An 11,387-nucleotide genomic window follows, 5' to 3' on the forward strand; every position below is an offset into this window, starting at 1 on the left:
TAAGCTCATCCATGAGCCCATAACGCAATGAGGAATTAAGCAGTAAAGTTCGCTTTAACTAATGCTTTATGATCTGCTAGTGCAGCTGCAGAATAGATATAAGAGTAATATTTAACTTGTCCCTTCTCTGTCACTCGGTCAACAACTGACCCCATAGAACTTGTATGATCGACTGTAAACATGCCACGATTGAAATCCCCAAAATATAAAGATCCTTCAGCTAGTTCTTCACACTCTTCAACAGGGTAACCAAGGAAACGTTTAGAGCCGCCACCTTCTACAGTTCCAACCATTGGTTTATCATCTTTATCAACTAAGTCTTCCCAATACGTTAATACATCAGGAGAAACTAAGAACGTGGCATTTTTACGAATAGCTTGTTTTACTGTTTTAGTAAGTGAGCGAATACTTGAAACGTAAGTTGCCCCATATGTTACAGAAGGTACATCTTCAGTACGGATCTCACCAAACACAAACGCACCAGCTGAAGCCGTTGCATTATTTAATACGTCTGCAAACTTTTGACCTTCTTTATCTGCATAAGCATCTGCGACTGATTGATTTACAAAACCTTGAATATCAAAGCCAGCATTCATATCAAGTAATTGCTGTGACACTTTAGGTTGTGCATAAACTTCAGAAAGTGTTGCTGTAGCCATTGTTAATGTTGGGGTTGATGTTTCACCGCGCGTATCGTTCTCGGCTGCTTCAGCCACACTTGCACCGTTAATCTGTACAGGTAACTGATATTCATGCGTTGAGGTTGTTTTATTAGCAGCTAGGCGACGAATAGGGGAACGGTCACGCAATGCCATCATAATTTGACGCTGTACTTCAGGAATCATTACATCACTTGTTGTGCTTGTGTCCATTGAGCGTGTTGATACTTCATCACGTAATAAGAAGTTGCGCAATTCTGTATCCGTTGGCATTTCATGTTTGCTAGTTTGTTCTGCAACATTAGATAAAGAACGTTCTTCTTCATGCTCCAATGCTTCATGGCGCGTGATAGTTTCTTTCAAACCATCAGCTTTATTTCGTAGTTCATCAAACTTACTTTTTTCAGCTTCATTTAACGAACGAGTTTCTTCATCTGCCACTGTTAGTAGGTTACGCATTTCAGTACGTAAACCAGCAAGTTCACGTTGTAATTTAATTAAATTTTTCATCTTTACACCTTTTCAATTGATTGAATTACATACAATCATGTGACATATTATGTCAAGTGTCAACAATATTATATATAATGCTTGACTTTTGAAAAGTGTGAATTTTTAAATTTTACATTACAGGTTTGCAAGCTCTCACAAATCAGCCGTAAGCGAAAATTAAAGGAATACGGCGGTGAGATTCCAATCCAGTAAGAGGGAATACGTATAATGAAAGAAATAAATTTGATAATTAGAATACTTGAAGATGCAGTCAAAGCTGGTGAGTGTATGCTACCTAAACAGCCTAGACGTTGGTTAGCTAAGCACGGTGGTGAACACTGCACTACCACTAATGTAAGTGGTAATTCAAACGAGAGGCGACACGTTAAGTCATTAGTTGTTATATATACAGCCATGGTTAATGAGGCTAAGGGTTTAATCAAGCCTAGTATATATACTGAGTGATAGTATATATACTCAGTATATCGGTACAAGCACATGCTACTGTGCTTGTACGCTGTAGCCCTTGGTACGACTAGTGTTTAAAGTTTTGGTACAAGCGTACAAGCAGAAATGCCATTGTTTATATTTAGCCATTAACCTGTACGTTTATTGTACATATTATATATAATGTACCGAGTATATATACTATTACACTTATTAAAATCTTTTATAGTAAACTGCTTGTACGCTTGTACCAATCAAACTAAAGCCAGTGATACCAAGGGCTTTAGCGTACAAGCACAATGGCATTTCTGCTTGTACGTGCTTGTACGTGCTTGCACCGTATATATACTTACTGATTATATATAAAGTACTCTCTGCTAAGTCTCCCTTGACCGTTACATAAAATACCATCTTTAACTAACTGCTTTAAATCTCGCCCCACTTTTGCACACATATTAGGCTGTAAGTTTAGACGCTTAGTTATAGCTGTTGGTGTTAAACCAACAGGATTGCCGAACCATATTGAATTTAAATCATCTTTAATGATTTCGTAAAACTCTCCTTTAGCAACAAAACGATTATTTACAGATTCAATTAATTTTTGTTCGTGATCATCCAAATGCCAAGCCGCTCCATTGTCAAACTCGTGCTTCACTTCAAGCCAAAACTGTTCTAAAAGCTCAGGCTTATCTTGTATCAATTTGCCACTGTTCCATTGGTAACCCAGGACGTTATTTACAACATCCATGTTAATGTCATTAGATAATTCAATCACAGCAAATCGTGTGTTACCTGTTGTATCTTTAAAGAAATCATCGCCATTTACTGTTGCAATAAATACTGTTTGTCTCTGCTTTTTAGTGTCTGAACGTCCATATTTCTTACGAAAGCTGTCTTTTGTATTGGTAATAAACGCTTTTAAAGCGCCTGCTTCCCTTCTGGTTGTTCGCTCTAACTCTGCTAATTCAACAATATGATGACTTGCTACACGTATAACAGAATCTACGTCATCAGGGTTTAATGTTGCTTCAGGTAAAAAACTATCAGGGGTTATAGTAGATAGTCGAGATAAAAAAGCAGACTTCTTAGCACTTTGTAACCCTTTTAAAACAGGAACCAATTTCGTTCCAAAGTTAGGTTGATATATTGCAGCCATGGCTGATACTAGCCATTTACGCATAATCAAATCTCTAATCTTTGGGTTATCTGTAGGTATAGCGTTTAGGAGTGTTTGAACCCGTGGGATAAGATCCCACTCTTTATTTGTTAATGCAGCTTCAACAGGGTGGTAGTTGTTCTTCTCTGCAATAGCAGTTAAGTGTTCTTCAATTGCCACTTTTGGTAGTCCTGCGCGTTCAGCATGCCCTATCAACTCAGATCTTACTGCATCGTAAGACAGTTGATGAACGGTGCCGTTTTGTTGAATATCAAGATTTAAATTCATAGCGTTTGTAGCCACTTGTATATTGCAACTATGAAGTAAAGCTTTCAGATTTTCTTGTGTGCTTAATACTCGTGAACCTTGCCTAGTTTCTTTAACGTCTGGAAAGCTCGCTGTGATAACACAATCAGCATTAGTTATATTAGTGTTATGTACTACGTGATCTGCAAACGCTTCTGAAGCACTCTGTTTCATAGCCGTATAAGGTGCATCACGACGTGGAGTCTTACCGCCTTCTTCCCATGCACTGGCTAACGTGGCTACTGTTTCACCACGTTCACACCCTGCAGCAATAGCAGCATTGAATAATGCAGTATAAGCCGTTTCATTATTTAACGATCCACCAGCGACTAAACCAGCCAGTGTACAACCTAGTGAATTAAGCTTGTTATTACGTCCACCATCTTCTGTATTTTCCATTTCTTCACATGCTTCATTTAGCCATTCAGTAGCCAGTTTGATTTGATGTTCAGATGCTTTGTGTTCGTAGTTGAATGTGACGCTGGTGGACTTAGCAGAACGCCCTTTCAACTGGTCCATAATAGCTTGAGGTGCTAATGGGTAAGTAGATGGATCACGTAAATTAACTGTCTTAGCAGACTTTAGATAAACCAACTGATTAGCTGTTTTAATATCGATGTGCTTCCAAAAGAAATCATCGGTTCCACCGTTATGCTGTTTAAAATCTGTAACGTTGAATTCGGGTGGTGCTATAAATAAAAAGTGCAGCGAGGTCATCGCCTCATTCCACTGTATCAGTGACGCATCAGCCATGGCCCTGTAATTAACATAACCTAACACATTAGCCAGTTCTTCAACGCTTGGTATTTCACCGACCGCATTCTCTTTGTTACCGTCATAATCCACCAGCACAAGGTTGTTGAGCCTAATACCAACACGGTCATTATCAGCCTTACTCCATAGCTGGTGGCTTTCATCGTAGCGCTGTTTAAGTTTATAGGGTGCAGGACGTGAACCTTTTTCATCCCATCGACCATACGGAATAAAATCATATGGAAATTGTTGATTATTTAAGCGAGTGTGTGTAATATTATTAGTGTTCATGGAATTACCTTATTGAATAGATTATTGTTTAGTTTGTCCTTGTTGTGGTCAACAGGGAACGGAGAAAAGCAGCTAGTAGTGGTCTACTTAGCTGCTTTTTTATTATCTAAGATAATTCAATAAGTGAATTAGCAATATGTGTAATCACCCACTCAGCTTGTGATAATGTTAATTTATCAATTAATTTTCTGTTTTCACAAACGACTTCAAACTGTGTGTTCAAACTATCCATACGCTTAACCCATATAAATTGTTTACCTATTGGCTCATTACCTTGGTACACCTCACCACGTGGTTTAATACTGTGAGCATTGAGCAGATTTCCCTGCCACATTTTTTCATCATTAAAGGCGATAAAGAGAGAATCTTTAAGCTTTGGGATTAACTGGCGTAATTCATTAAACGATGGGATTGATATGTCTCGGGCGATATACCGACCGTTTAAAACATTGCATAGATCATATGTGATCCCGTTATCAATGGCTATAATGCATTTGTTACTCATAATTAAAGTTCTCCAGCTAAATAAAGGCCAAACATTGGCAAATTAATATAAAGAGTGCGCCCTACCATTTTAGAGCATCGACTTAATCCATTACTTTCACGTTTCCAAAATAATGTTTTAATTTGATTGTAAGAAAATTGAGGTAACACAGAAGGTATTTTTCGCATTGGGATCCAATTGTTTAGATCCATCGCTAGTTTTTGTTGTTCAGTCATAATGATGTCCTTGGTGATTTAATAGTGTGTTTAGTTAAGTGCGGTTAACAACTCTATTAAACCAACAAGGGTTTTATAATTCGGGGGAAAATAACTTATTTACTATTTAATGTTATTTTCCATTGCCAACGAGTTGTCTTTGTTGTTTCTTTAACATCAGAAAAACCTTTAACATCTTCATATCGCCATTGTAACGCTTTGTTTTTTTCAGCTTCGGTCAACTCCCCTTCCTTAAACCGCTCAGAAAGTACATCTCTTAATTTAGTTCTGTCACTGAAATAAACTTTGCGCTGAATAGCTTTTACTTTTTCAGGTGGATTTAAAATTTTAATAGCCCGTATATAGTTATCTATGTACTCTTTACTTGGCTCTCCATCTGGAACGGGAACAAGCGCGTTTATCACTTTTTGAGGAACTTTTGAAGGTTCATCTGGATACAATTCTTTCTTAACTTTCAAGTTTTCTTGAAGTCTGTGAATATATCCTAACCTAGCTGCCCACCCTTTTTCTTTAAACTGAGGGACATTGTGCTCTTCAATTCGTTGGTCCAAATGAAAAATATCTGTATCAAACTGAACTACAAAGCTATCTTTCCCATTAGTAAATTCCACTGTGTTATTTTCAAACTCATAGGACTCTGCTTTAACATTATTAAATTTCCATTTACTCATTATACAATACCTCCAAATACACGATTAAGGTGGCTAGCCTTGTGGCTAGTACTATGATGCACATAGCGTTGAGTCGTTTGAATAGTTTTATGACCTAAAATCTCTGCAATTGCCTTTAAAGGCACATCATTCATGGCTAACCAACTGCCACAAGTGTGTCGTAAATCATGGAACCGTAAACCTTCTATTTTGGCAAGCCTTAAGCATTTACGCCAATGATTATCAAAGTTCACTAAGTGAGCAGAAGGGTTTTCATGGTGTGGAAAAATAAATCCAGTTGACTGTTTAAATTGCTTTAGTTCTTCTAAGCATTCAACAGTTAGTGGTAAAACACGATCATCACCATTCTTTGTATCATATAAGTAAGCTGTTTGATTCTTGAAGTCTATGTCTTGCCATTGAAGCTTTAACAACTCCCTCGCCTTGCACCTGTTGTGATAGCCATTAATATGATTGTGTACATACGATTCCAATCACTTTCTTTTGCACGTTCAAACAATCTGGCAAGTTCTACTTTTGAACAATATCGTTCTTTATTGGCTTTTTCTGTGAGCTGTTTTACTTCTCGGGCTGGGTTGTGGTTAGTATCATACTCATCACGCATGAATTCAAACACTGAGGATATAGCTGATTTATAACGGTTGTGAGTTGCACTTGATTTACCTGCATCAAGTAACATTTGTAATGATGCTTTAACTGTACGTCTATCAATCTTACTGATTTCTAGATCACCGATACACTTACACCACCATTTTAAACGGCCAAGAATAGCTTTATCTTTACCGGTATACTGGCTTAGATAATCATCAATAGCAGTTTTCAATGTTATTTTATTTTGTGGTGAATTTGTTAAGCTGAGGGCTAAATCATGATTGAGAGTAATTGAAGCTGAGAATTGTTGTGCTTCTTTCTTCAATTTAAAAGTTTTAGATGCACGAAAGCCATCACGCATAAATTCAACTTTATACGTAACGCCATTTTTGCCTTTTCTTACTTGTATTTTCGCCATTATTAATACCTTTACGTTAAATTACGTTAAAAAGATATCAACCGCACTGACTAAACTACTATTAACAAGCTTTAGTTACTTGCAACCTGTTGATTTAACAGGATTTTAATATGGTGCCCGAGGACGGACTTGAACCGTCACTCCTCTCGGAAACGGATTTTGAATCCGTCGCGTCTACCAATTTCACCACTCGGGCATTGAGTGCTGAGAATTATACCTATGGAAGCGGTACAAACAAGTGTTTTTAACTGTAAAGCGTGTAAGCGCTTAAAAACCATGCAATATCTCACTACTGAGCTTACTGCCAATAAATAAAATGCCAAATTATTAGCCATTTGCTACACTGTTTTTTCACCTATTTGAGGGATTATCATGGTAAAACAGAATAACAAAAACAATGCTGCACTTGCGTTAATGGAGCAGTATCAACAATGTCCTCGAGCCTCTTTTTGGAGACGGTTAAGTGCCTACGTAGTTGATCTATTTACAATAGGATTGGTTATTACGGTGGCGACTATGCTTGCTTTGTTAGTGATCAATGTTGCAGCTAAACTGGGCACCATTGACTTAAGTTTATATGTGGATAGCACTGACTATTTAGGCCATAGCCTAGCCTTTTTAATTTATTTATCGGTCATTATTATTGGCTTTTTCACTTACTTTTGGAGCCACTCAGGACAAACCTTAGGTATGAAAGTGGCACAATTAAGAGTTCAAAATAGCGATGGGAGTAACATTAGCTTTACCCAAGCAGCGATTCGTTTAGCGACTTCAGCCTTTGGTTTGGGCAGTTTTATGGCACTATTAAAGGATCGTAATGCTTTTCAAGATTTGTGGGCAGAGTGTGAAGTGGTGGTACTTCCAAAAGCATTAAATAAATGGATATTTAAAGAAAATAACAAAGAAGAAAAGTAGTTGTTATCACCAAGAAATTACTCAGTTAAAGCAGCGCATTAACTGAGTAATATGACCTAAATTTAGCTTATATTAGGTTTGTTTTCTTAGCTGGTACATGGCAATCATTAACACTAAAATACTAGGTAATAAAGCGCCTAAAATCGGCGGTAAACCAAAGACTAAACTAGCTGGTCCAAATAATTCTCCGGATACGTGGAATGTAAAGCCACTGGCAATACCAAAAATAAGACGTGTCCCCATAGGCACAGATCTTAACCCACCAAATATAAATGATACCGATAACAGCATCATTACCACTACTGTGAAAGGCAATACCGCTTTACGCCACAATATTAACCAATAGCTACTTGCGTCTTGCTCATTGCTTTCTAAATAAGTGATGTAATCGTAGATATCACGCATCGACATTTTATCTGGCTCGCTGATAATCACTTCTAGTTTTTTCGGGGTTAATTCAGTTTCCCACACATAATCAGGGAAGTTTTCAACTTGTGTTTCCCCATCATAGAAACTGGTTTGGCTTACCTCTTGTAATAACCAAGAGCCATCTTGATAAGTGGCTTGATTGGCAACCATTGCACGACTCAAAGTCAAATCGTCAGCAAAAAAGTACAACTGAACATTATACAATTCCGCTTTACTATTCATGCGCCCAATACTGACAAATGAGTTAGCATCTTTTGCCCAAACACCATACTTATTATCAACTTTCTCTGTCCCTTTACGAAGCTGGTCTCGCATGAAATAAGCTTCTTTATCCGTTTGAGGTGCAACAAACTCACCTAACAGCATCACAGCAATAACCATAGGTATCGCCGTTTTTAATACTGACGTAGCGATTCTAAATTTAGACATCCCCGCAGCTTGCATAACCACTAACTCACTACTACTCGCTAGTGATCCTAGACCGATTAAAGCGCCAATCAAGGCTGCCATTGGAAAGAATAAAGCAATCTCAACGGGCATTTTCAACAGTACAAAATAGGCTGCAGAGAATACTGTATAAGCACCAGTCCCTACACTTTTCATCTGCTCAACAAATTTAATAATGCTACTTAAACCAATCAGAACAAATAAGCTTAAAAAGGTCGCTGCAAAAATTGTTCGACCAATGTATCTATCTAAAATACCCATCTACTTTTCCACCTTAGGCGTCAGTTTTTTTCTTCGGCTAAAATTCAACTTACCGATTGTTTGTAAATGTAAAACAATACCGACAACAAGAAACAATATTTGTCCTGCCCATATACCAAAGTAAGGGATAGCACCGTCTTCAATCAAACTCTTAGACGCACTTAACAATAAGAAAAAACTTAAATATAAGGCTAATGCAGGAAGTAGCTTTGCATAACGGCCTTGACGAGGGTTAACTCGCGCTAAGGGTACAGCCATGAAAGTGATCAATAAAATAGAAACAGGAATAGCAATACGCCATTGCAACTCAGCTTGATATTTAGGGTTATCAACACCAATCAATTTAGAGGTTGGCAAAGCTTCTACGTCACGCGTTTTATTTTCTACTGTTGAGTTAGCAATATGTACTTGGTAAGTTGAAAATTTTGAATTCTCAAATTCATTTTGTCCCACAATACCTGCATAACGTTGCCCATTTTCTAAAGTTAACCAAGTCCCGTCTTTTTTCTCAGCGACATTACCGCTTTTTGCGGTGATCACAGAAGGAGAAATTCCGCCCTCTTTTGGCCAATGTGCTGCAAATACGTTTTGTAAATTTTGCCCTTCCACATATTTCTCTACGTAAACTACACCACCGTTACCAGAGGCTTTATGAAAGCGTCCTTCAATTAGGGTTGCCGTGCCGGCATTTGCTTCAGCCTGTTCAATAATAGACATCATTTTATCTTCTGCTTTTGGCGCAAGATATAAAGTATTAAAGCAAGCGAAGGTAAAGGTTAACAAAGATAAGGTTAAAGTGGCCTTCAACACTTTATTGGGGCTATAACCACATGAGGTTAAGGCAACCATTTCACTCGCTGTGTAATCGACCATGTGCAAAAAGAATTGCTAAATAAAAACTAATAGGCAACATTAAGATGCCTAAGGTCGGCAAATTTAGAAACAGAATAGTTAATACTAAGTCAGCAGGTATCACGCCATTAATAGCTTGAGCAAGAATAGTGATGAATTTTTGGCTAACAAAGATGAGGATCAAAACAAAGAGAATGCCAACTTGGCTTTTAAATGTTTCTAACATTAAATAACGAAGAATTATCAAGCTGATCTCCAATGTAAAATAAGAATGCTACAAAAGCGGTAAAATAGTGGATTAAGAGAGCAATTGCGGTAAAATTGCTATTTTAGTAAGTTTATATTACGTTTCAAGATCCACAAGAGCTAATGATAACTGCATTTTTATAAAAATAGCACAGTTAATCTTAATATAATCGTTTTAAGGATACATATGGAATTTCTAGTTAAAAGTGGTAGCCCGGAAAAGCAACGCAGCGCCTGTATTGTTGTAGGTGTATTTGAACCTCGCCGTCTATCTCATGCAGCCGAAGTATTAGATGAAATCAGTGAAGGTTATTTAAGTGCTTTATTACGTCGCGGCGATATTGAAGGTAAAGTCGGCCAAGTCTTATTTTTACACCATGTACCAAACGTTCTAAGTGAACGTGTTTTATTAGTTGGTTGTGGCAAAGAGCGCGAATTAACCGAAAAACAATACAAGCAAATCATTGAAAAAACCATTACGACTTTAAATGACACAGGTGCATTGGAAGCTATCTGCTTCTTATCTGAGTTACACATTAAAGGTCGTGATAGTTACTGGGCAGTTCGACAAGCCGTCGAAGCAACGCAAGATAGCCTATACAATTTTGATCAGTTTAAAACCAATAAAGACAATACTCGTCGTCCTTTACGTAAGCTAACGTTTAACGTGCCAAGCCGCAAAGAATTAGCGCGTGCTGAGCTAGCATTACAGCATGGTATTGCAGTATCAGCGGGCATGAAGCTTTGTAAAGACTTAGCAAACATGCCTCCTAATATCTGTACACCGCTTTACTTAAGCCAACAAGCACAAGAATTAGATCAGCGTTTTGATAAAATCACCACTGAAATTATTGACACGCCACAAATGCAAGCGCTGGGCATGAACAGTTACTTAGCCGTTGCACAAGGTTCTGCTAACCCAGCCTACATGTCGATCATGAACTACCAAGGTGGTCCAAGCGATCAAAAACCTATTGTATTAGTGGGTAAAGGTTTGACCTTTGACTCAGGTGGTATTTCACTAAAACCAGGCGCAGGCATGGATGAGATGAAATATGACATGGGTGGTGCCGCGTCGGTATTTGGTACAATGCAAGCAATAGCAGAATTAGACTTAAACATCAATGTAATAGGTTTAGTGGCTGCGGCAGAAAACATGCCATCAAGCAAAGCATATCGCCCAGGTGATATCTTAACCACTATGTCAGGACAAACTGTTGAAGTATTAAATACCGATGCAGAAGGCCGTTTAGTATTGTGTGATGCATTAACTTACGTAGAGCGCTTCGAACCTGAATGTGTTGTAGATATGGCGACCTTAACCGGCGCTTGTATTATTGCCTTAGGTCATAATATCAGCGCATTAATGAGCCCACATAAAGGTTTAACACATGAGCTACTAGGCGCATCTAACCAAACCGGTGATAAAGCATGGCAATTACCTATGGATGATGATTTCCAAAAACAACTGGATAGCCCATTTGCTGATATGGCAAATATTGGTGGTCGTCCAGCAGGCTCAATTACGGCAGCTTGTTTCTTATCTCGCTTTACTAAAGCTTACACTTGGGCGCATTTAGATATCGCAGGCACAGCATGGCGTTCAGGCACTAACAAAGGTGCAACGGGCCGCCCTGTTCCATTGCTAACACAATTTGTAATGAACCGTAGCGAGCAAGAACTAACGGACATCGACGCTTAATGTATCAAGTTCAACAAGGTACATGTTAACA

10 protein-coding genes, 1 tRNA gene and 1 pseudogene are annotated in these 11,387 nt (G+C 38.1%); 2 read left to right on the forward strand and 10 right to left on the reverse strand.

What is annotated here, in order from left to right:
* Window positions 1-35 precede the first annotated feature (35 nt).
* The 8 genes from ACLKL2_RS07580 to ACLKL2_RS07615 form a co-directional block, all read right to left on the reverse strand.
* Window positions 36-1,169 carry a phage major capsid protein gene (locus tag ACLKL2_RS07580; protein ID WP_413693950.1) on the reverse strand — a complete coding sequence of 378 codons (1,134 nt, stop codon included), beginning with the start codon at window positions 1,167-1,169 and terminating at the stop codon, window positions 36-38.
* A gap of 778 nt (window positions 1,170-1,947) precedes the next feature.
* A complete protein-coding gene (locus ACLKL2_RS07585) occupies window positions 1,948-4,104 on the reverse strand; it encodes a VapE domain-containing protein (RefSeq protein WP_413693951.1) in 2,157 nt (718 codons plus the stop codon).
* A 106-nt stretch (window positions 4,105-4,210) separates the two neighbouring features.
* Window positions 4,211-4,609 (reverse strand): hypothetical protein, encoded by a 399-nt coding sequence (locus ACLKL2_RS07590; protein ID WP_413693953.1) that lies wholly within the window; start codon window positions 4,607-4,609, stop codon window positions 4,211-4,213.
* 2 nt (window positions 4,610-4,611) lie between these two features.
* Window positions 4,612-4,824 (reverse strand): hypothetical protein, encoded by a 213-nt coding sequence (locus ACLKL2_RS07595; protein WP_413693954.1) that lies wholly within the window; start codon window positions 4,822-4,824, stop codon window positions 4,612-4,614.
* A gap of 95 nt (window positions 4,825-4,919) precedes the next feature.
* Window positions 4,920-5,495 (reverse strand): hypothetical protein, encoded by a 576-nt coding sequence (locus ACLKL2_RS07600; RefSeq protein WP_413693955.1) that lies wholly within the window; start codon window positions 5,493-5,495, stop codon window positions 4,920-4,922.
* Window positions 5,495-5,908 carry a site-specific integrase gene (locus ACLKL2_RS07605; protein WP_413693956.1) on the reverse strand — a complete coding sequence of 138 codons (414 nt, stop codon included), beginning with the start codon at window positions 5,906-5,908 and terminating at the stop codon, window positions 5,495-5,497. The genes ACLKL2_RS07600 and ACLKL2_RS07605 overlap by 1 nt, the downstream gene beginning before the upstream one ends.
* Window positions 5,902-6,504, reverse strand: coding sequence for a tyrosine-type recombinase/integrase (locus ACLKL2_RS07610; protein WP_413693957.1), 603 nt, complete (start codon window positions 6,502-6,504; stop codon window positions 5,902-5,904). The genes ACLKL2_RS07605 and ACLKL2_RS07610 overlap by 7 nt, the downstream gene beginning before the upstream one ends.
* A 111-nt stretch (window positions 6,505-6,615) precedes the next feature.
* A tRNA-Leu gene (locus tag ACLKL2_RS07615) sits at window positions 6,616-6,700 on the reverse strand.
* A 176-nt stretch (window positions 6,701-6,876) separates the two neighbouring features.
* Here ACLKL2_RS07615 and ACLKL2_RS07620 point away from each other — a divergent pair.
* Window positions 6,877-7,419, forward strand: a complete 543-nt coding sequence (locus ACLKL2_RS07620; RefSeq protein WP_413693958.1) for an RDD family protein — start codon at window positions 6,877-6,879, stop codon at window positions 7,417-7,419.
* A 72-nt stretch (window positions 7,420-7,491) separates the two neighbouring features.
* On the opposite strand, the gene lptG is transcribed toward ACLKL2_RS07620, so the two are convergent.
* Entirely contained in the window at window positions 7,492-8,556 is a 1,065-nt protein-coding gene (lptG, locus tag ACLKL2_RS07625; protein ID WP_413693959.1) for an LPS export ABC transporter permease LptG, read from the reverse strand.
* A pseudogene (gene lptF / locus ACLKL2_RS07630) lies at window positions 8,557-9,634 on the reverse strand (LPS export ABC transporter permease LptF).
* A gap of 207 nt (window positions 9,635-9,841) precedes the next feature.
* Between lptF and pepA the strand changes: the two are divergent.
* Complete coding sequence (gene pepA, locus ACLKL2_RS07635) at window positions 9,842-11,356, forward strand: leucyl aminopeptidase (RefSeq protein ID WP_113819763.1); 1,515 nt, start codon at window positions 9,842-9,844, stop codon at window positions 11,354-11,356.
* The last annotated feature ends 31 nt before the right edge of the window (window positions 11,357-11,387 follow it).

Source organism: Psychromonas sp. KJ10-2 (assembly GCF_047323255.1).
Lineage (GTDB): Bacteria > Pseudomonadota > Gammaproteobacteria > Enterobacterales > Psychromonadaceae > Psychromonas.